The 19,979-nt window shown below is 69.6% G+C and carries 16 protein-coding genes; 6 read left to right on the forward strand and 10 right to left on the reverse strand.

What is annotated here, in order from left to right; translation table 11 throughout:
• Window positions 1-3 precede the first annotated feature (3 nt).
• The 3 genes from ACX114_RS25425 to ACX114_RS25435 are packed head-to-tail and all read right to left on the reverse strand — an operon-like array spanning window position 4 to window position 6,758.
• Complete coding sequence (locus ACX114_RS25425; RefSeq protein ID WP_459288624.1) at window positions 4-3,498, reverse strand: alpha-2-macroglobulin family protein; 3,495 nt, start codon at window positions 3,496-3,498, stop codon at window positions 4-6.
• A 20-nt stretch (window positions 3,499-3,518) separates the two neighbouring features.
• The gene (locus tag ACX114_RS25430) at window positions 3,519-6,065 is read right to left on the reverse strand and encodes an MG2 domain-containing protein (RefSeq protein WP_459288626.1); all 2,547 of its coding nucleotides are present in this window, start codon (window positions 6,063-6,065) and stop codon (window positions 3,519-3,521) included.
• Window positions 6,066-6,116: 51 nt separating this feature from the next.
• Complete coding sequence (locus tag ACX114_RS25435; RefSeq protein WP_459288628.1) at window positions 6,117-6,758, reverse strand: SAM-dependent methyltransferase; 642 nt, start codon at window positions 6,756-6,758, stop codon at window positions 6,117-6,119.
• A gap of 81 nt (window positions 6,759-6,839) precedes the next feature.
• Between ACX114_RS25435 and ACX114_RS25440 the strand changes: the two genes are divergently transcribed.
• Window positions 6,840-7,247, forward strand: a complete 408-nt coding sequence (locus ACX114_RS25440; RefSeq protein WP_014397878.1) for a hypothetical protein — start codon at window positions 6,840-6,842, stop codon at window positions 7,245-7,247.
• 51 nt (window positions 7,248-7,298) lie between these two features.
• A complete protein-coding gene (locus ACX114_RS25445; protein WP_120588905.1) occupies window positions 7,299-7,586 on the forward strand; it encodes a hypothetical protein in 288 nt (95 codons plus the stop codon).
• Here ACX114_RS25445 and ACX114_RS25450 read toward each other — a convergent pair whose 3' ends face one another.
• On the reverse strand, window positions 7,587-8,726 hold the full coding sequence (locus ACX114_RS25450; RefSeq protein WP_459288631.1) for an acyl-CoA dehydrogenase family protein: 1,140 nt from the start codon (window positions 8,724-8,726) through the stop codon (window positions 7,587-7,589). It lies immediately after the preceding gene.
• A 334-nt stretch (window positions 8,727-9,060) separates the two neighbouring features.
• Here ACX114_RS25450 and ACX114_RS25455 point away from each other — a divergent pair, with 334 nt between their 5' ends.
• Genes ACX114_RS25455 through ACX114_RS25470 form a run of 4 tightly spaced genes read left to right on the forward strand, consistent with a single transcriptional unit; the run spans window position 9,061 to window position 15,071 of the window.
• Window positions 9,061-10,161, forward strand: a complete 1,101-nt coding sequence (locus ACX114_RS25455) for an efflux RND transporter periplasmic adaptor subunit (protein WP_459288633.1) — start codon at window positions 9,061-9,063, stop codon at window positions 10,159-10,161.
• A gap of 38 nt (window positions 10,162-10,199) precedes the next feature.
• Entirely contained in the window at window positions 10,200-13,352 is a 3,153-nt protein-coding gene (locus ACX114_RS25460; RefSeq protein ID WP_459288635.1) for an efflux RND transporter permease subunit, read from the forward strand.
• A complete protein-coding gene (locus ACX114_RS25465; RefSeq protein ID WP_459288637.1) occupies window positions 13,352-13,915 on the forward strand; it encodes a MarR family winged helix-turn-helix transcriptional regulator in 564 nt (187 codons plus the stop codon). The genes ACX114_RS25460 and ACX114_RS25465 overlap by 1 nt, the downstream gene beginning before the upstream one ends.
• A 52-nt stretch (window positions 13,916-13,967) precedes the next feature.
• The gene (locus ACX114_RS25470) at window positions 13,968-15,071 is read left to right on the forward strand and encodes a hypothetical protein (RefSeq protein ID WP_459288639.1); all 1,104 of its coding nucleotides are present in this window, start codon (window positions 13,968-13,970) and stop codon (window positions 15,069-15,071) included.
• Between the two features lie 9 nt (window positions 15,072-15,080).
• Here ACX114_RS25470 and ACX114_RS25475 read toward each other — a convergent pair whose 3' ends face one another.
• From ACX114_RS25475 to ACX114_RS25500, 6 genes are read right to left on the reverse strand one after another with little or no spacing between them, the layout of a single operon-like run.
• Complete coding sequence (locus ACX114_RS25475; protein ID WP_459288641.1) at window positions 15,081-16,832, reverse strand: AMP-binding protein; 1,752 nt, start codon at window positions 16,830-16,832, stop codon at window positions 15,081-15,083.
• A 30-nt stretch (window positions 16,833-16,862) separates the two neighbouring features.
• Entirely contained in the window at window positions 16,863-17,780 is a 918-nt protein-coding gene (locus ACX114_RS25480) for a serine aminopeptidase domain-containing protein (protein ID WP_459288643.1), read from the reverse strand.
• Complete coding sequence (locus ACX114_RS25485; RefSeq protein WP_459288645.1) at window positions 17,777-18,223, reverse strand: acyl-CoA thioesterase; 447 nt, start codon at window positions 18,221-18,223, stop codon at window positions 17,777-17,779. The genes ACX114_RS25480 and ACX114_RS25485 overlap by 4 nt, the downstream gene beginning before the upstream one ends.
• A gap of 39 nt (window positions 18,224-18,262) precedes the next feature.
• The gene (locus ACX114_RS25490) at window positions 18,263-18,628 is read right to left on the reverse strand and encodes a holo-ACP synthase (RefSeq protein ID WP_459300272.1); all 366 of its coding nucleotides are present in this window, start codon (window positions 18,626-18,628) and stop codon (window positions 18,263-18,265) included.
• Window positions 18,628-19,587: a ferritin-like domain-containing protein gene (locus ACX114_RS25495; protein WP_459288647.1), complete on the reverse strand. Its 960-nt coding sequence runs from the start codon at window positions 19,585-19,587 to the stop codon at window positions 18,628-18,630. The genes ACX114_RS25490 and ACX114_RS25495 overlap by 1 nt, the downstream gene beginning before the upstream one ends.
• Window positions 19,584-19,880 carry a hypothetical protein gene (locus ACX114_RS25500; RefSeq protein WP_459288649.1) on the reverse strand — a complete coding sequence of 99 codons (297 nt, stop codon included), beginning with the start codon at window positions 19,878-19,880 and terminating at the stop codon, window positions 19,584-19,586. Before ACX114_RS25500 ends, ACX114_RS25495 begins: the two co-directional genes overlap by 4 nt.
• Window positions 19,881-19,979: the final 99 nt, after the last annotated feature.

Below are 19,979 nucleotides of genomic sequence, written 5' to 3' on the forward strand. Positions count from 1 at the left end.
GCCCTACTGCGCCTTGTCCACGGTGAGCACTGTTCCCGTGGAGTAGGCGGTGAACTCCGGCGCGTACATGGACTGTACCGTCGCCGGGCCCACGCGGAAGGTGCCCGCCATGTTCGCGCGCAGCCGGTACTTGAAGTTGTACTCACCGGCCGGCAGCGACTCGAAGAAGAAGTTCGTCCCCGAGTCGCGCGTCTCCTCGTACCAGACGATGCCCAGGTCCCACTTGTGGCGGGACTGCGCGTTCTCCGGTTCCAGGCCCGCGGCGCGCGGGTCCCTCAGATGCACGTACTCCGCCGCGTGCTTCGTGCGCAGCGACAGCTGCACCTCCACCTCGTCACCGGGCCGCAGCCTCGCGCCGTCCGACAGCGGGCGCAGCAGCGTCTGGTTGCCTTCGCGGATGCGCACGAAGTAGCGGCGCGACACCTGGAAGAAGTCTCCGCGCTCCTCCTTGGGCAGCTGCTCCGTGGAGAAGTGCCACGTGGCGGACGCGATGACGAAGCCCGGCGTCGTCTTCTCCACCACCGTGGTCGCAGTGGCCGCGTTCACCTCCGGACCGGGGACGACGACCTGGTTCTTCTTCCCCGTGTACACGTCGGGCGAGAAGCTCATGGTCACCGCCTTGGAGCCCACCGTCACCTTCAGCTCCTCGCGCGCGGCCAGCGAGCCCTCCGCCTCCATGTAGTTGACGAGCGCGTAGAGCGCCTCCGCCGTGGCGCGCGTGGACTTCCAGTGGTTCACCTTCTTGTCCAGGAGCAGCCACTGCACCAGGTCCGCGCGGCGAGGGTCCTTCGGACGCAGCTCCGACAGCGTGCGCAGCGCGAAGGCGTGCGTCTCCGTGGAGTCGTTGTACCAGAGCCAGCTCCGGTCCTCCGGCTGCCAGTACGTGCCCAGGTCCTGCGACGTCTTCGCGGAGTCCATCACGCTGTCCCAGACCTTCTGCGCGTCCTTCGTGCGCTTCGACCGGTTCAGCGTGAGCGCCAGGTAGCCCTTCAGGTACGGCGAGTGCTCCTTCCAGTGCTTGAAGGAGAAGTCGAGCATGCGCTGCCGCTCGGCCGCCGTGAGCGCCTCGCCCGTGTAGCGCGCGTCCGGATACGCGGACGCCACGAAGTTGAGGAACGTGAGGAACTCCCAGCCGAGGTCCTTCTTCATCAGCCGGCTCGCGTAGTCGTCCCGGAAGTGCTTCGCCAGGTAGCCCCACGCGGGCTCCGTCATGCTGGGTGACACCTCGACCCCGTGCTCCATGGCGCGCGACAGGCCATGCAGGATGTAGAGCGTCATGTACGGCGACGACGGGCCGCCCGGCCACCAGGGGAAGCCACCGTCGGCGTTCTGCGCCTTGCGCAGCTTCTGCTGGGATGAAATGCGCTGGGCCTGGGCCACCTTCGGATCCAACACGCGCAGGAGCGCCTGGTCCGAGTCCGCGCCGCCCTTCGCCTCGTTGAGCCAGGGCGTCTCCTCCAGCGTCATCTTCCGGTTCGGGTCCACGTCGTCGAAGGTCTCGAAGCGCGTGCTGCGCTCGCTCAGGTCCTTGGCCACCTTCGCCACCGCCGGATACTTGTTGAAGAGGCTGGAGACGATGCCCGTGGACACGAAGCGGTTGAGCGTCTGCTCCGTGCACTCATAGGGGTAGTCCACCAGGTACGGCAGCGCCTGGAGCACGGAGTAGAAGAGCTGCGCGTCCACCGTCACGACGAGCTGCTCGTTCACCCGCGTGGGGTCATCCGACTTCTTCAGGTCGTCGAACGTCAGCGTCCGGCGGTCCGTGTTGTTCAGCATGGCGAAGCGCGACTGTGACAGGTGCATGCGGCCGGGCAGCACCGGCAGGGGCCGCAGCTCGCCGTCGCTGAACGCGCCCGTCTTCGCGACGACGCGGAAGGCCACCGGCCCCACCCGCGCGGGCGTCGTGATGGGGAAGCGCAGGTTCGTGCCCTTCCCCGCCGCCACCGTGAAGGCCTGTTGGGTCGTCTTCACGCCGAACTCCGCGAGCAGGCTCTTCTGCGTGTCCGGATCCACGATGTCGAACGTGAGCTGCCCCTGCTGCGTCTGGGTCCCCGCGTTGTTCACCACGACCTCCAGCTCCGCGCGGTCGCCCTCGCGCAGGAAGCGCGGCAGGTACGGGCGCACCATCAGCTCCTTCACGGTGCGGGTGGTGCGCTGCATGGAGCCACCGCGCAGGTCCCGCGTGAGCGCGTGCACCCAGACGTCCCACGCCGTCACCGAGTCCGGCACCGTGAACTCCAGCACCGCCGCGCCGTCCGGCCCGGTGAGCAGCTGCGGAATCCAGAACGCCGTCTCCGCGAAGTTCGAGCGCAGCGGCCCCTCCGGCCCCTCCCCCGGCTCCGGGGCGCCGGGAGCGCCCTTGATGATCTGGATGATCTCCCGCCGCTTCTGCTCCAGCACCCGGCCGACCTTTGGCGCGGATTCCGCGGCGGACGGCGCGGGCGACGGCGGCGGGGGCGGAGGCGGCGCACCGTCCGACTCCCGCTGGACGGCCCCGGGCTTCATGGCGCGCATGCGGTGGCCGCCGTAGTAGCTGCGGTAGCCAGGACCACCCAACCCATAACCGTCCCCGAACCTCAGCGTGTCTTCGCTGAGGTCCGGCGCGGAGGGCCCTTCCCGGACGAGCTCGTCGAAGAGCCAGTCCGCGCCGAAGACACCACCGGACGCCTTGAAGTCCACGTAGACGGTCTGCTGCGGATACAGCTGCGCCACCTGCGGCGGCGTGTGCGGCCCGAAGACGTTGAGCGACTGATCGTACATGTACGCGAGCAGCTCCGCGGCCCCGGCCTCCAGCTTCGCGCCCTTCGGCCCCTTCACCGTCACGCGGAAGGTCTCCTTCGCGCCGGGCCGCATCGTGTCGCGGAACGTGGCGAACTCCAGGTTGAGTTCCTTGTCATCGAAGGGCACGGCCACCGTCTGCTGGAAGCTCAGCGTCTGCCAGTCGCGCACCATCGAGAGCACCACCGTGAAGCCCCCGCGCAGGGACTCCGTCACCGGAAGCTCCACCACCGCGCGCCCCTGCCCCGCCGTCAGCTGGCGGTGCTCGACGCGATTGCGCCCCTGGTACACGTCCATCACCAGCGGCTGGCCCTCGAAGCCGGAGGCCACCATCAACCGGGCCACCTCGCCCACGCGCACGGAGGCGCGCTCCGCCGCCAGCACCGCGGGCAACCCCGCCGGGGCGTGCGCCCCCGCCACCACGAAGTCCCGTTGCGCGGTGGCCTTCTGGCCGAACGCATCCGTCGTCTCGTAGCGCAGGCGGTACGCCCCCGCGCGCAGCGCCGGAAGCTTCACGGTGGCGACACCGTCCGCGCCATGCGTCACGGCCGCCTGCGCCACCTCCGCGCCGTCGTCCCATCGTTGCAGCGTCTGCTCCACGTCATAGGCCGTGTCCCAGCGCGCCTTCTGCGAATCCCCCGGCGTGGGCGAGGTCTCCTTCGCCGACTGCGTGTCCGCGTCCAGGGACCTGGGCTTCTCCACCGGGGTCTCGGACGGCATCAGCGGGCGGCCCGGAGCCTTCAGGGCGACGAGCCGCCAGCGGCCGGGTCCGCCTGCGGCGCGCCATCCAGGTTCGAGCGGACGAGCCGCACCTCCGACGGGAAGTCCTCGCGAACGAAGCCCACGTCGGAGTCCACGCGGCCCTCCACCGACACGAAGCCCAGGCGGAAGGCACGGCTCGCGGAGCGCGTCTCGCCGCCCTCGTCCGTCAGGTCCGCCTCCACGCGGTAGCGCCACGACATGCCCTGCGCCTTCGCGAGCCGCTCGTCCGCTTCCGGGGTGAACGCCACGGAGAAACCGCCGTCCTCACCCACCGTGGCCGTCCCAGAGGCCACCAGGTCCGTGGTGGCCGGGATGCGCTCCCAGAACCACCAGCGCGGCAGCACCGGCTCGCGCGACACGCGCCACTTCACCGCGCCGCGCGTCACCGGCAGGCCGAAGTAGTAGCGGGCCTCGCCCTTGAACGTCGCGCGCCGGTTGAGCCGCAGCGGCTCCTGCGCGTCCTTCAGCGTCACCTCGAAGGTGGGCCGCTTGTACTCCTCCACGCGCACGCCCGCGTAGCCGCTGGGGCTCGTGCGCACCGTCCAATGGCCCAGGGCTCGCCCCGCGGGAAGGTCGAACTCGCCCGCAGCCGACCCGAACGTGTTGGTGCGAACCTCGCGCTTCGCCACCTCCTGTCCATTGGCATCCACGAGCGTCACCGTCACCGGAGACTCCGGCAGGACGCGGTAGCGCTTCGACGCCTCCTCCGGACGGTAGGCCACCACCTTCCACAGCAGCTTCTGCTGGGGACGGTAGACGGCGCGGTCCGTGTAGATGAGCGCCTGGTCCTGCGGGGTCCAGTCGTGAAGCGGGGACAGGTACACCGAGCCCGGGAGCACCATCAGGTTCTTGCCCCGGCCCAGCACCAGCTCCATGTCCTCGTAGCGGTCGGAGTTCTTGCCCGTGAGCAACAGGTCGCCGTTCGCGTCGGTGCGGCGGCTGACGATGTTGAAGCGGCGGGTGCCGTAGTCCGACTTCACCAGCCGCACCTCCACGTTCGGAGCGCTCGCCCCCGTGGCCCCGTCCACCACGTGGACCTCCACTTGATTGGGGGTCGCCTTGCGCACCGTCGCCGCCCAGGGCGACACGGACATCGGCAGGGAGAGGATGCGGCTGTTCTTCTTCGCGAAGTCCTCGCGCGTGGACAGGGCGATGATGTACGCGCCCGGCTTGAGCGCCGGCGGCGTCACGAACGTCTGGTGCCGCTGGAAGTCCGGCGTGGGCGGCAGCGCCGTGCTCCACGCGGCGTCCGGCTTGCGCGACGCCACCATGCGGAGCATCTCCGCGGTGGAGGGGTACAGCGACAGGTCCTCGCCGGGCTTCGCGAGCCGTGCCTCCACGTCCAGCGCGTACGCCCGGAAGTACACCGTGCCCACGTTGCGGTGGCCCACCAGGATGGAGCGCTTGCCCGGCCCGTCCACCTGCATCCCGGTCGCGAACAACTCCGGCGCCTCCAGCCTGCCCATCAGCGCCGCGCACTGCATGCCGCCCACCGACTTGGGCCACGCCTCCGCGCCCGCCTTCGCCAGGGCATGCGCGGTGATGGCGCGGCCCGCCTGCTCCTCCAGCTCCGCGAGCTGGTGCTGGCCCTTGGACCACCACGGCACGTCCCGGAAGCCCTTCAGGTGCGCGGCCAGGTGATCCCGGATGCGCCGCTTGTCCGCGGCCTCCTTGAACGACGTCGACAGCACCTCGTAGCGCCGCAGCCGCGCCTCCAGCGCCGCCTCACGCCGGCCCGCCGCCTGGTGCCACGCCTCCAGGTCCCCCAGCACCGCCGCCACCTTCATCAGCGGGTGCGCGGAGGGGTCCTTCAGCTCCACCTTCGGCGTGCCCTCCAGGAGCGCGCCCAGATCCAGCCGGTACACGCCCTGCTCCTGCTCCGGGCGCCACAGGTCCGTGTCCTCCAGCGAGTCCACCCACAGGTACGTCACCGCGTCGCGCACCGTGGAGCGGATGCCCTCCGGGTACGTGTTGGGCTGGAGGTACTCGGACAGCCCCTTCACGGGCTCGGTGCCGAACTTCTGCCGCGCCTCCCAGACGGCGGCGTACGTGCGCTGGATCTCCGCCGAAATCTGATCCTTCGTCCACGCCTTCAGGTCCACCGGCCCGGAGGACACCACCTGCTCGCGCTGGCCAATCTCGTAGCTGTACGCCTGCTGGTAGTTCGCGAGCACCGCCGCGTAGAACAACTGGAGCGTGGCCTGCTGCCGCAGCCCCTCCGGCCAGGGCTGTTCACGCAGGAAGCGCACCGTCGTCTCATAGCCATGCAGCCGCGTGCGCAGTTGCACCGTGCGCACCAGCGCGCGCGTCCACTCGTCGGCGTCACCCTGGGCCTTCGCCGCGGCGAGCCGGGCCTCGGCGCCCTGCGCGGCGGACTCGACCTTGTCGTCCTCGACGAGCGCGTCGATGGCCTTCCACGTCGGGGGCGCCTTCGCGGCAGGGGCCGCCACGGACATGGAGGACAACGACAAGGACAGCAGACACAGGACGACGGCGGCGGTACGCGGGCGCGGTGGAGAAGACATAGGGGCGGCACTCTAGACGCCGCCCGCGCCCGTGGCGTTCCCTTCGCTGTTTCAGGATGCGGAAGGCGCGGGGCCCCTGCGCCGCAGACCCACCACGTAGACCTCCATGCTGGCGCCGCGAGTCGCCTCGGGGCGGACGATCTTCACCTCCTCGAAGTGCTTGCGCACCTCGTCACGGAAGGCCTCGAAGTCGCCCCCCATGAAGACTTTGGCCACGAACGTGGCGCCGGGCCTGCCGCGCGCGGCGGCCACCTCCAGCGCCTTGCCCGCGAGCCGCAGGCTGCGCGCCTCGTCCGTGCCCTTGATGCCGGACGTCTTGGGCGCCATGTCGGAGATGACCGCGTCGTAGGGACCGTCGTACAGCGCGGCCAGCTTCGCGTCGAAGTCGTCCGCGAGCACGTCCAGCACCGCCGTCGTCACCCACTTCTGGCTGAACGGACGGATGGCCGCGATGTCCACGCCGATGACGCGCCCGTTCATCCCCACCGCGTCCGCCAGAATCTGGAGGAACCCGCCCGGCGCCGCGCCCAGATCCAGCACCGCCGCGCCCTTCTTCACGGACCCGGGGAAGCGCTTGAGGATCTCATCGACCTTGAACGCGGAACGCGCTCGCAGTCCCTCTTGCTTGGCTTTCTGGAAATAGTGGTCTTTAGGACGGTAGGGCTTGCCCATGTCAGAAGCCGTCCCTAGCATCCGCTACTGTCTTCGGAAAGCCGGAGCAGTCGCGGCCTGTTGGCTGGCCGCGCCCACGGACTTCACCGGAGGGTTGGTGGCATGGGCACCCGGAGCGTGACAGCGGCCTTGTGCATCTCCCTGCTCTTCGCGGGCGGGGCGGCGTTCTGCTACGCGCGCGCCGAGGCCCTCCAGGCGGAGGGCCGCTGGCTGATGGCCCGGGGCAGCGCCCAGGCCTCCGACTTCGCCCAGAAGCTGGACGGCACCTCCGTGGACGCCCAGCTGAAGACCTTCAAGGAACGCCGCGGCGTGATGGAGCAGGCCCACCGCTGGCAGCGGGGCATGCTGCTGGGCATCATGGCCGCCGTCCTGTCCGGCCTGTCCGCCTACGTCCTCTTCCTCCTCAAGCGGCTGGACGACCAGCTCCTGGACGCCACCGGCGAGCTGCGCCGGCCCCAGGAAGCCTCCTCCCTGCCCGCCCCGGCGTTCGCGCCCAGCGTCCAGCGTTAGGCCCGGACTCTGGCAGGATGTCCCCGTTACCGTCTGACGGGGAGGACCGCCATGCCAGGCTGCGCGCACTGCGGACACGCACTCGACATCATCGCGAATCAGGTCGGCCGGAGCGCCACGTGCCCCAGCTGTGAGGAGGACCTGCGCTCCTGCCGCAACTGCCGCCACTTCGACGAGTCCGTGGCCAAGGCCTGCAAGGAGCCCTTCGCGGAGGTCCCCCGCGACAAGGACGAGGCCAACTTCTGCGAGCTCTTCCAACTGGGCGAAGGCGGCCTGCACCAGAAGGCCTCACGCGACGCGATGCTCAGCGCCGCGGAGGCCCTCTTCGGCAGGAAGTAGCTAGAAGCCGTACAGCTTGGAGATGATCTCCTTCATCACCTCGGAGGTGCCGCCGCCGATGGTGATGAGCCGCACGTCCCGCCACATGCGCGCGATGGGCGTCTCCTCGATGTAGCCCATGCCGCCGAAGAACTGCTGGCAGTCGTAGGCCACGCGCTGGGCCAGGTCTCCGGCGAACAGCTTCGCCATGGAGATCTCCTTCACCGGGTTCTCCTTCCGGTCGTAGAGGTCCACCGCGTAGTAGTTGAGCCGCCGCGCCGCCTCCACCGCCGTCAGGTGCTCCACGAACTTGTGGCGCCACACCTGGAATTTGATCAGCGGCCGGCCGAACGCCTCGCGCTCGTTGCCGTACTGGAGGGCGTCCTCCAGCATCCGGTCCATGCCGCCCACCGTGGTGATGGCGCCCACCAGGCGCTCACCCTGGAAGTTGGTCATGATGTGGTAGAAGCCCGCGTTCTCCTCGCCCAGCACGTAGCGCGCGGGGATGCGGCAGTCCTCGAAGTAGAGGATGGCCGTGTCCGAGGACAGGTTTCCAATCTTGTCCAGCTTCTTGGAGATGCTGAACCCCTTCACGTCCGTGGGGAACGTCACCAGCGAGATGCCGCCGTAGCCCTGCTCACCCGTGCGCACCGCCAGCGTGATGAAGTCCGCGCGCGTGCCGTTGGTGATCCACATCTTGGAGCCGTTGATGACGTAGTCGTCGCCGTCCCGGCGCGCCGTCGTCTTGATGCTCGCCACGTCGGAGCCGCAGCCCGGCTCGCTCACGCCCAGCGCCGCGATGCGCTCGCCCTTGAGCGCGGGCTCCAGGAACTCGCGCTTCTGCTCGTCAGTGCCGATTTCATTGATGATGGGCGTGGCCATCTGGCTCTGCACCAGGAGCGCCATGTTCACGCCCGCGTTGCGGCTGCGCGACAGCTCCTCCGCGAACGCCGTCACGTACCAGTAGTCCAGGCCGCTGCCGCCGAACTTCGGGTCGTGGTTGATGCCCAGGAAGCCCAGCTCGCCGCACTTCTTGAACAGCTCGCGGGGAAAGATGCCCGCCCGGTCCCACTCCAGACCGTAGGGCGCCATCTCCTTCTCCACGAAGGCGCGAACCGACCTGCGAAACGCCTCGTGCTCCTCGGTGAACGGGTTGAGCATCGCGAGTCCTTAAGGGGTTGTCCCGCTGTGGGTTGATTCGCGAGTCAATAACAGGCCCCCGCCGTCAGCCACAAGCGACGCCCTGCGTCCCGAAGCCCCTCCGACGCCCGCCTTCCTGGTGACGCAGCGCGCCGGCACCGGTGTTGTGAAGAAGTCTGAAGGCCCGGGGAGCAGGCAGCCAACCCCGCGGGATGACTGGGGAGTGGATAGTCCGCACTCCGGAGTATCCTCTTGACAGATAATCGAGTGTCGGTAATTTCTAGCCCACAAAGAATTAGCCGGAGCAGGTGCCAGGGCGGGTGTCCCGCCGGCGAACCGGCAGGAGTTCGGACGCGTGAATCAGCGAATCTTGGCTGCCGTGGTGGCCGTGGCGGTGTCGACGGCGGGGTGCTCGAAGGCGGGCGCGGAGAAGGCGCAGCTTCCGACTCAGCAGGAAGGCTCCAACGCGCTGGGCGTCAAGGCCATCACTCCGGCCACGGAGCTGGAGCAGAACGTGACGCGCGTCACGGGCCAGGTCCGCTCCAAGCAGGAGGCCGTCCTGGGTCCCCAGGCGACGGGCACGCTCGCGAAGGTGAACGTCCGGGTGGGCGACAAGGTGAAGAAGGGCGACGTGCTGGCGCAGCTGGACACGTCCAACGTCTCCATCGCGGTGGACCAGGCGAAGGCGGCCAAGGACATGGCGGAGGCCGCGCTGCAGCTGGCCACCAGCAACCTGGAGCGCACGCGCAAGGTCGCCGAGTCCGGCGGCGTCGCGGCCAACGCGCTGGAGCAGGCGGAGATCGGCCAGAAGCAGGCCGCGGCCCAGGCGGCCCAGGCCGGCGCGGCGTACCGGCTGGCGGTGGAGAACCTGCGCGACCACAGCATCGTGGCGCCCTTCAACGGCATCATCACCGCGCGCACCAAGAACGTGGGTGACTCGGTGGCGATGACGCCCTCCACCCCGGTGTTCTCCATCGTGGACACGGACGGGCTGGAGATCCGGATGATGGTGCCGGAGTCCGTCATCGACAACGTGGCGCCGGGCATCGTCACGCCGGGCACGGTGAACCCCAGCGGCATGCGCTTCGAGGCGAAGGTCGCCAACGTGGGCGCCGTCATCGACGCGCAGAGCCGCACGGTGGAGGTGCTGGCGGACGTGACGGGCAAGACGGACCACCCGCTGCGCCCCGGCGCGCTGGTGGAGATGGACTTCTCCAAGGCCGCGGGTGACGCGGGCAACGGCCTGTTCCTGCCGGCGCAGGCCGTCAGCAGCAAGGGCCAGGATGGCTTCGTGTGGGTGGTGCAGGACGGCACCGTGCGCAAGCGCGACGTGCGCGTGCAGCGCGTGCTGCCCGGCTACGTGAAGGTGCTGCAGGGCCTGACGGCGGAGGAGCGCGTGCTCGCCGACGCCTCGCTGGACGTCAAGGAGGGGACCGCCGTGCGCGTCGCGCAGTAGCGGTCCCTGCCCTCCCCTCTTCTTCCCTGGGTATCTGAATGCTCAAGACCTTCATTTCACGGCCCATCTTCACCGCCATGCTGATGCTGGCGGTGGTGGTGTTCGGCCTGTTCGCCTATCCGAAGATCGGCGTGGATCAGTTCCCCGACGTCGACTTCCCCGTCGTCACCGTGACGACCGTGCTCCCGGGCGCGGACCCGGAGACGATGGAGAAGAACGTCTCCGACCCGCTGGAGGAGGCGCTCAACACGCTCAACGGCGTGGACGTGCTCAAGTCCATCAACCTGGAGAGCGTTTCGCAGATCGTCGTGCAGTTCAAACTGTCCACCAAGGTGGACATCGCGGCGCAGGACGTGCGCGACCGCGTCCAGGCCACGCTGAGCAAGCTGCCGGATGAGGTGGAGACGCCCGTCGTCGAGAAGTTCGACATCGGCGCCGCCCCCATCATCACACTGGCGCTCGCGGGCCCCATGCCCGTGGAGGAGCTGACGCGCATCGCGGACGACATCGTGAAGCCGGCGCTCCAGCGCAACCAGGGCGTGGGCAGCATCGACATCGTCGGTGGCCGTGAGCGGGAGATCCAGCTCGTGGTGGACCCGAACCGGCTGCGCGGCTTCGGTCTGGCCATCAGCGACGTCAGCCAGGCGCTCAAGGCCCAGAGCCTGGACGTCCCCGGCGGCCGCAGCATGGACAGCGGCCGTGAGCGCGTGGTGCGCCTGACGTCCGAAGCCAAGAGCGTGGAGGACATCCGCAACATCATCATCACCAGCTCCGGCGGCGCGCCGGTGCGCGTGCGCGACATCGCGGAGGTGGTGGACGGCCCCGCCGAGCAGCGCTCGGGCGCGAAGAGCGGCGAGCGCAGCGCGGTGGCGCTGGTGGTGCGCAAGCAGTCCGGCTCCAACACCGTGCAGGTGGCGGACCTGGTGCAGGAGTCGCTGGCGGACATCAACAAGACGCTGCCCGGCGGCATCAAGGTGGAGACCGTGACGGACAACGCGCGGTTCATCCGCTCGTCCATCCACGCGGTGCAGGAGGACCTCATCCTGGGCGGCGTGCTCGCCGTCCTCATCGTGCTGGTGTTCCTGCGCAACCTGCGCTCCACCATCGTGGCGGCCATCGCGCTGCCGGTGTCCGTGGTCGGTACGTTCGCGGTGATGGCGGCGCTGGGCTTCACCTTCAACATGATCACGATGCTCGCGCTGACCCTGTCCATCGGTCTGCTCATCGACGACGCCATCGTGGTCATCGAGAACATCGTCCGTCACATGGAAGAGGGCGCCACGCCCATGCAGGCCGCGCTGGAAGGCGCCGGACAGATTGCCCTCGCGGTGCTCGCGGTGACGCTGGCCATCGTGGCGGTGTTCATCCCGGTGGCCTTCATGGACGGCATGATCGGCAAGTTCTTCTACCAGTTCGGCGTCACGGTGGCGGTGGCCACGCTCATCTCCTACGTGGTGTCCATGACGCTCACGCCGATGCTCTCCTCGCGCCTCCTGCGTGAGCACGGGCACCCGACGGGCATCTCCGCCGCGGTGGAGAAGGTGCTGGTGGGCATGGAGAACGGCTACCGGAAGATCCTGGGCGGCATCCTGCGCCAGCGCGCCCTGACGATGATCGTCGCGGTGGTGGTGCTCTTCGCGACCTTCGGCCTGGCCCGCTTCCTCAAGTTCACGTTCATCCCGGAGCAGGACAACGGCAACATCAAGCTGACGGTGGAGCTGCCCATCGGCTCCACCATCCAGCAGACCCAGACGCAGCTGGACACGTTCGCGTCCCAGGTGCGCGCGCTGCCGGGCATCGACTCCACGTTCACCACCGCCGGTGGCGGCGTGCAGGAGGAGGTCCACAAGGGCGAGGTGCTCATCAACCTGAAGCCCGTGGGCGACCGCGCCTTCAAGCAGAGCGAGCTCAAGGCCTACCTGCGCCAGACCATCAAGGCGCCCCCGGGTGTCACGGTGGCCGTGCAGGACGTGGCCGCGGTGGCGGGCGCCGGTTCGCGCAGCCAGCAGGTGCAGTTCAACCTGCGCGGTGACAACTGGAAGGAGCTGACCGAGTCCGCGGAGAAGATGCGCCTGGAGATGCTCAAGAACCCGGGCCTCACCGACGTGGACATGACGTACCGCTCCGGCAAGCCGCAGTACGACGTGCAGGTGGACCGCGACCGCGCGGCCATGCTCGGCGTGCCGGCCGCGTCCCTGGGCCAGACGCTGCGCTCCTACCTGGGCCAGGACAAGGTGCTGGACTACCGCGAGGGCGGTGAGACGTACGAGGTGAAGCTGCGCCTGCCGCCGGAGACGCTGGCCTCCGCGGACGCGCTCGGCCAGTTGGCCGTGCGCGCCCCCACCGGGCAGTTGGTGGAGCTGCGCAACCTGGGCCGCATCGTCCCCGCGGAGGGCCCGGTGCAGATCGACCGTCAGTCGCAGCGGCGGCAGATCACCATGCTGGCGAACCTGAAGGAGGGCTACGCGCTCTCCGACGCCATCACCTACATGCAGGGCTACGCCTCCACGCAGCTGCCCAAGAGCGTCGTGGGCGAGCTGGAAGGCAACGCGAAGGAGCTGGGCAAGTCCGTGGCCGCGTTCGGCACGGCGCTGCTCCTGGGCATCATCCTCATCTACATGATCCTCGCGGCGCAGTTCGAAAGCCTCATCCACCCGTTCACGATCATGCTGTCGCTGCCCTTCGCCTTCATCGGAGCGATTGGCGGCCTGCTGATCACCGGCCAGTACATGTCCATGTTCGCCCTCATCGGCGTCATCATGCTCATGGGCCTGGTGGTGAAGAACGGCATCCTCCTGGTGGACTTCACGCTGCAGGTCCGTGAGAAGGGCCGCACGGCGCACGAGGCGCTCCTCGAGGCCGCTCCGGTGCGTCTGCGCCCGATCCTGATGACGACCATCGCGATGATCGCCGGCATGATCCCGGTGGCCATCGCCAAGGGCGACGGCGCGGAGACGCGCGCGCCCATGGCCATCACCATCATCGGCGGCCTCATCACCTCCACGTTCCTCACGCTGGGCGTGGTGCCGGTGGTGTACTCGCTGCTGGATCAGCTGGCCGCGCGCTTCAAGCGCACCAAGAAGAGCGACCCCGGCTTCGCGGGTGGCTCCGGCACGGCGCACGGTCCGTCCAACCAGGATCGTGAGCGGGAAGCCGCCGCGGCGGCCGCGGCCCGGGTGGAGACGGCCTGATGCGCCGCCCCACCTCCATCACCTCCCCCTCGGAGTCCGAAGTGCGCTCCGAGGGGAAGGACGAGGCCCCCGACGAGAAGGCCGTGATGGAGCGCCTGCTCCAGGAAGGGGACCAGTCCACGCCGGACTCGCGCCGCTTCATGGGGCTCATCCGGGAGCTGGCCCACTTCCGCTCCCTGAGGGACCCGCTGGCGAGCCTCTGCGACGACATGCGGCTGACCCCCACCCAGGTGCACGCGCTGGGGTGGCTGGGCATGGACGGCCCCATCCAGGTGGGCGTGCTGGCGCAGCGCATCGGCATCACCAAGAAGACCATCACCGGCGTGGTGGACCGCCTGGAGGACATGGGCATGGTGGAGCGCGGACGGGACGCGGAGGACCGCCGCGCCGTCACCGCGAAGCTCACCGACCGGGGATGTGAAATCTACAAGGTCATCCAGTTGATGACGGACGCGGGCATCCGGCGGTTGATGGGCCTGCTTCCCGAGGATGACCGCGAGGCGCTGTTCGGCATCATCGAGCGGATGCTCGCCCGGATGAAGGCCAGCGCCCCGCCGCGCTGAAGACGGCCCCCAGGTGCGTGGACGGGCGCGGGCTGCGACACTGCCCGCGCCCATGCTCCCCTCCTTCGTGGCCCTGCTCGGGCTTGGCCTGAGCGCCGCTCCCCCGCCCTCCCCTCCTTCCGCGTCCGCGGTGCTCCACGCGCAGTGCCGCGCGCACGCGGCGGATCCCTCCAGGCCCTGGGCGCTCGCGCACGGCATGGACCTGGATGGGAAGGCCTTCCGCGCGAAGGATGGCCGCGCGGCCGCGGACGCCATCGTCGCGGGGTTCCTGCGCCGCGACGCCCCCGACGCGGGAGGCACGGCCCGCTACTTCTTCGACGCCTTCACCCCGGACGGCACGCCCGTGGAGCCCCACCCGGCGCTCCAGGTGAAGACCTTCCTCCTCGCGGGCTACCCCCGCGCGCATGCGTTCCCCACGGCGTGGGGCAAGGTGACGCTGCGGGAGCTGGTGGGCTCGCTCCAGCACGACTTCCGCCCCGCGCTCGCCGCGTCTCCGGACGGAGCGTGGGCGCTGGACGCGCTGTCACATGTGCTGGAGCCCGGGGGCTCGTTCGTCAACGGCGCGGGGGAGACGGTGCGCATGGACGCGGTGATGGAGACCGCGCTCGCCACGCTGGAGTCCGCGAACGCGGAGCTGCTCCGGGGCATGAAGGCGGGCCTTGCCCAGGTGCCCAAGAACAAGCAGGGCATCTACGCGCACCCGTGTGGCGGGCTCCACTTCTTCCAGGCCGTCGCGGGCTGGGCGCGCTTCCCCGCCGTGCGCAAGGCCTGGGGTGCGCGGCTGGACACGCAGGTGGACGTGCTGGTGTACCGGCTGGGCTCGGAGGCGAAGCAGTACGAGGCCGCCCTCACCGCCGCGCCCGCGTACCGCGTCCCGGTGCTGGTGCAGATGGTGAAGTTCTACGGCCACTTCCTGGAGGCGCTGGGGCGCTACCGGGACGAGACGGGCTGGAAGCCCACGCCCGCGCAGGCCCAGGCGGTGGCGGCGGCGAAGGCCGCGCTGGAGCACGCCACGCTCAGGCTGGAGGCCACGGGCGCCTTCCGCGACACGGAGGCGCTGGCCAGGACGCAGCCCCAGCTCGCCCTGGACCTGGTGGGCGATGCGTGCCACGCGGCGCGCGGCTGGGACCTGTGGGCCTCCGCGAAGGCCCGTTGAACCCCAGGCTCAGGGCCCGTCCTGACGCTGGCCTCCCGGCTTGAGCCGCAGGAGCCCCGCGGAGAGCGCCGCCTTCCCGGAGGCCATCCACCGGCGGCCCCGCTGCCGCGCGACCATCACCGAGCCCAGCACCAGCCGCTGCGCGCGCATCTGGAGCAGGTCCGCGCGCAGCTCCATGGGCGTCACGGTGCGGATGCGGCCCTGCTCGTAGGCCTCGGTGATGGCGCGGCGCTGGAGCTTGCCGCTGCTCGTCTTCTGGAGCTGGCCGTAGCGGATGAAGAGGACGTCCTCTTGCGCGAGCGTCACGCCCACCGTCTCCAGCACCGACTGGCAGACCTGCTTGCGGCTGTGCTCCAGGCGCTCCAGCGCGGACGGGTGGTTCACCTCCGCCAGCACCACGAGGCGGCCCTTCACCTGGATGACGGCGGTGCGGCCCGGGCGGATGAAGCCCAGCCGCTCCACGGCCTGCTCGAAGTCCGCGGAGAAGAAGCTCTGGCCGTTCACCTTGATGCGGTCGTTGATCCGCCCGGTGATGAAGAGCTCGCCCTCCTTCTGGAAGCCCAGGTCACCCGTGGCGTAGAAGCCGTCCTCGCCGCGCAGGGGCCGGTCGTCCAGGAAGTACGACGGCGCCAGGCTGCCGCCGCGCAGCTCGATCTCCCCCAGCTCGCCCTCGCCGCACAGTCTGCCGTCCTCCGCGCGCAGCCGCACCTCGAACTCCGTCAGCGGGCGGCCCACGGAGATGGCGGGCTGGCCGTTGGGCGCGGTGATGACGCGCACCGTCTGGTGCGGCGGCACGCTCGCGACCATCAGCACCGTCTCCGCCATGCCGTAGCAGGGCATGAACACGTCGCGCCGCAGGCCGCACGGGGCGAGGATGTCCAGGAACTGCTCCAGGTTGGGGATGTTGATGGGCTCGCTGCCCAGGTAGATGCTCCGCACGCGCGACAGGTCCAGCCGCTTCAGGTCGTCCGCGTCCGCCGACTTGAGCGACTTCAGCGCGTAGTCGATGGCGAAGTTGGGGATGACGGAGCCCATCACCTTCTCGGTGGAGATGAGCTCCAGCCAGCCGAGGGGGTCCATCAGGAACGACGCGGGCTGGGACAACAGCAGGTCATTGCCCACCGTGATGCAGGTGAGCAGCCCGCCGATGAGCCCCATGTCGTGGTAGAGCGGCAGCCAGCTCGTCACCCGGTCCTCGGTCGTGCGGCCGTCGTGCCGGATGATCATCCGCAGGTTCGCGGCCAGGTTCTCCTGGGTGATGGGCACGCCCTTGGGGAACGACGTGGACCCCGACGAGAACTGCACGAACGCCAGCTCTCCGGGCGCCACCTCGCGCAGCTTCACACCGGGACGCTTCGCGCCCGCGGGCGGCAGCGGCAGTCGCTCCAGCGGCAGCTCCAGCCCGGACAGGCCAGGCACGTCCAGGATGAGCTGCGCGCCATAGCGCTCGCGAATGCGCGCGAGGAACTCCCGGTAGGGCCCCTTCGGCGTGCTCAGGATGTACGGCTTCACGGACAGGGGCACCGCGCCCAGCTCCATCAGTCCCAGGAAGGCGAAGATGACGGCCGAGGAGGTCTCGAAGGGCAGCACCACGCGCGTGCCCGGCGCCACGCCGCGCGCGCGGAAGTGCTCCGCCGCCCCGGCCACGCGGGAGGCGAACTCCCGGTAGGGAACGAACTCCGGCGGCCCGACGAAGTCGTCGTAGAGAAACAGGCCGCGCCGAGGATCCACCGACTCCAACCGCTGGATGATGTCGAGCATGCGAAAAGCCTCCCCTCCCTTGCGGGTCCTTCAGTGCGAGGGCGCCACCTGGCGCATCCACGCGAGCACGCGGGGCAGCACCTCCGCGCGGGCGCGCTCTCCGCGCACCACGTCGAAGTGGCCCGCGTCCCAGCTCAGCCCCTGCGCGCGCCCCAGGACGAACAGGTCCTTGTGGGCACTGCCCAGGTGGGCCACCAGCTTCTGCGCGCGCTGCGGTGACGCATGGAACACGTCCGCCGCGCCCACGCCCGCGAACACCGGCAGCGTCACGTTGCCGAGCGCGCTCCAGTAGTCCGTCGCGCCGTCCGCGCTGCGGAACGCCCCCGTGGGCGCCCAGTCCGTGAACTGCCGCATCACGCCCACCGGTTCGTCCCAGGGCCCCTGCTTCAGCGCCTTCGCCGGGAAGCGTCCCAACACGCCCGCCACCGCGGAGGAGAAGCCCAGCTGGAAGCGCTTCTTGAACCCGCCGTCGCTGTAGTCGTTCACCGCCGAGGACAGCGTGCACACGCCGGACAGCGACGCCTGGAGCGAGGGGTCCACCCCCAGGGCCGCCAGCACCGCGTAGCCCGCCATGCTGTGGGCCAGGACGAACAACGGTCCGGTGTGGCGCGCGCGCATGGCCCGCACCAGGTCCGGGATGTCGTGGCGCACGTAGGTGTCGAAGCTCCAGTCGTACGCGCGCTTCGCGGGCCAGCGGCTCTTGCCATGCCCGCGCAGGGAAGCGACGTACGCCACGCAGCCCGCGTCCACGAACGCGCGCGCGGCCCCGTCACCCTGTCCGCCCAGGAAGAAGCGGCCGTCGGAGAACAGCCCCGGCACGAAGAGGATGCCGGGCGCGGAGTCCGGCGTCGTGGACAGACGCGCCTCCACGACGTGCAGCGCGTGCTCCTGGGACGTGGGCACCCAGAACTCGCGCGACGCGAGCTCCTGCTTCGCGTTCGTGCTCATGGAAGCGGCTCCTCCACGGGGGCCACCGGCGCGCGCGCGGCGTCCAGGAACTGCTGTAGCGACGCGAGCGACCGGGCCCGCGCGTCCAGGAAGGCCACGCTCACCAGCGCCTCCACCGCCACCGGGCCGTCCGCAGACAGGAACACGCGCTGACGGAAGCGCGCGCGGTAGTTGAGGCCGTCCGGCTCCAGCTCGTCCGCCGCAGGCGACTCCAGCTCCGTGTGCACCACCACGTCGCCCGGGGGAATCTCCCGGCGGTAGTCCACCTCCACGCGCGACACCACGGCCACCACCGGCCCTCCGCGCGTCAGCCCCTGCCGCTCCAGCCAGGCCCAACGGCCGGCCTCCAGGTACTCCAGCGTGGTGGCGTTGTTCACGTGCCCCAGGATGTCCAGGTCATTGGGACGTACGCGCAGCGTGAGCGACGACTCTTCGAAGTGCACGGGGGATGTCCTTCGGCTGCCGGGGGGACGACAGCGACTTCAGGGGGACGGAGCGCGCGTCACGAGAACCACCGTCGAGACGAACCCTCCGCTATGCGACAGCGATACAGCGACCTGCAGGCCCTCGCGCGCCAGGTGCGCCGCGAGCGTGCCGTGGAACCGGAAGCGCGGCGCGTGCCGGGCGTCGTGGACGAGCTCGGCGTCCGTCCAGAACCAACCGGCGACCGCGGGCAGCGCCTTGAAGAGGGCCTCCTTCGCGCTGAAGCCCGCCGCCAGGCTCTGCTCCGGGTCCGCCGCGCGCTCGAAGTGGGCGAGCTCCGCGGCGGTGAAGAAGACGTCCGGCTCCCGCAGGGCCCGCGCGGCCTCCAGCTCCGAGATGGCCTGGAGGTCGTGGCCCAGGCCCATCAACACCCGACGAGGTCCATCCAGGTGTCCTCCAGCTCCTCGCGCGAGTTCACCGTGATGCCGGTGATGCGCTTGAGCGCGTGGAAGATGAGCTGCTCCTTCTTGCGCAGCGCGTCCGGGGCGTAGAAGCCCTCGCGGTGCTCCAGCTGATCCCACCAGTTGACGTGGGTGTCGCGCGCCTCCACGCGCTCGCGCTTGCTGCCGTGCACCTCGCCGCCGTCGCGCAGGAACAGGTGCGCCACCGCGAACGCCTCCTTCGCCTTGTACGCGCCGCTGTCCACCAGCGCCTTGGCGAAGGCGATGAAGTAGTTCATGTGCTGCACTTCGTCCGCCGCCACCTGCTTGAACAGCGCACGCAGGTCCGGGTCCTGGACCATCTGCGAGCACTGGCCGTAGTCCACCGCCGCCACCACCTCGGAGATGGAGAGGAGCGTGAGCGTGCGCAGCATGTCGTCGTCGGGGAAGACCTTGCGGAACTCGATGAAGGTGGCGTCGGTGATGGGCTCCAGCTTCAACACCGTGGACAGGCGGTTGAACGCCGTCTCGTGGTGCGCCTCCTCCTCGTTCCAGTAGCGGCTCCACGTGCCGCACGCCTGCATGATGGCCGCGACGGTGGGGTCCTTCTCCTGCCACCGGCGGCACTCCAGGTCCGCCAGCCGCTCCAGCCGGTCCGCGCCCGGCTTCGTGGTCAGCTCCGCCCGCCCCGCGTTCCACACCAGGTGCCGGTCGGCTTCACCCACGTGCGTGAAGTCCACCTGGGCGAGCATCTCCACCACGCTCCAGCGCCGCGACTCGTGCAGGCGCTGCTGCTCCCAGGTGATGTCCACCAACGACAGGCCCCGCTGGGTGAGGGCCTCGTACAGCTCCCCCTGGATGGCCGGGCGGCCTTCGTTCGGGAGGACCTTCTGGGGGACGGCGGTCGCTTCTTCGTGCTCGACGCTTCGCGCCAGGACACTCATGCCGATTTCCGCTCCGGGTTCGAGACTTCGCCCATGAACACCGCCAGGACCGTGGACACCGGAGTGTCCAGGGACAGGGCTGGCAGGCGCACCCGGAGTCCAAAATCCTTTCGCAATCCGTTGGAGGTGCGGGCAAAGGCTTCCATCAAGTCCACGCTGTTGGTCATGCGCTCGGAGCGCGTAATCAGCGCCGCGAGTGTGAGGTCTTCCGAGAACAACTCTTCTTCCGTGAGACCCACGTTTTCCGCGAACTTCCGTCGGATGTATGACTCGAGCTCCTGCGCGTCGGGCACGGGGGACCTTCCTTCCCAGGGCTTGAAAGTCGATTTCCCAGTCAGAAAACAGGAAAGACTAACTGTGACTCCAGTGCTGTCAATCAGCAACGGGTCACT

It is taken from the genome of Corallococcus sp. M7, assembly GCF_054512695.1.